The organism is Streptomyces flavofungini, from assembly GCF_041028215.1.
Classification (GTDB): domain Bacteria; phylum Actinomycetota; class Actinomycetes; order Streptomycetales; family Streptomycetaceae; genus Streptomyces; species Streptomyces flavofungini_B.
In genome coordinates this window covers 1-842 of sequence record NZ_JASKYR010001363.1, presented here as the reverse complement: position 1 = coordinate 842, position 842 = coordinate 1, and the positions used below count along the sequence as shown (strand labels likewise).

Genomic DNA, 842 nt, shown 5'->3' with positions numbered 1-842 from the left:
GCCGCCGCGGCGGCCCGTCAGGTCCATCGAGAGCTTGATCGACTGCACGAACTCGGTGCGTGAGTCCTGGCGCAGCAAGGGGTGCAGCGCGCGGTAGAGGGGCAGCGCCGTCTCCAGGTCGTGGGCGCAGGCCGCGCGGTAGAGCCGCGCGCAGGCGGCGGGGAAGGCGTTCGGGTAGCCCGCGATCCAGCCGACCGCGCCCGCGAGCGCCAGTTCGACCAGGACGTCGTCGGCGCCGACCAGGAGGTCGAGGTCCGGGACCAGTTCGGCCGTCTCGTACGCCCTGCGCACATCGCCGCTGAAGTCCTTCACCGCCACGACGGTGCCGTCGCCGTGCAACCGGGCGAGCAGCTCCGGCGTCAGGTCGACCCTGGTGTCCAGCGGATTGTTGTACGCGACGACCGGTACGCCGGTCTCGGCCGCATCGGCGTAGTGGGCGCGGATGGCCCGTTCGTCGGCGCGGTAGGCGTTCGGGGGCAGCAGCAGTACGGAGCCGCAGCCCGCCTCGGCCGCCTGCTCGGCCCAGCGGCGGGACTCGGCGCTGCCGTAGGCGGAGACGCCCGGCATCACACGGGCTCCGTCGCCCGCCGCCTCGACGGCGGTGCGTACGACGCGGGCGCGTTCGTCGTCGGTGAGGGTCTGGTACTCGCCGAGGGAGCCGTTGGGGACCACGCCGTCGCAGCCGTTCGCGAGGAGGTGCCGGACGTGCCCGGCGTACGCGTCGTAGTCGACGGAGAGGTCCTCGTGCAGGGGGAGCGCGGTGGCGACCATGATGCCGCGCCAGGGGCGGGACGGGGTCCAGGCGGTGTGGGGCGTGCTCAGCGGTTCGGTGCTGTCCGGGG

At 73.9% G+C, this 842-nt stretch carries 1 protein-coding gene; it reads right to left on the bottom strand.

All coding sequences use genetic code 11. The features are described from left to right. A partial coding sequence (locus AB8Z36_RS41080) for a dihydrodipicolinate synthase family protein (RefSeq protein WP_369218435.1) occupies window positions 1-822 on the bottom strand: 822 nt, incomplete at its 3' end. Window positions 823-842 lie beyond the last annotated feature (20 nt).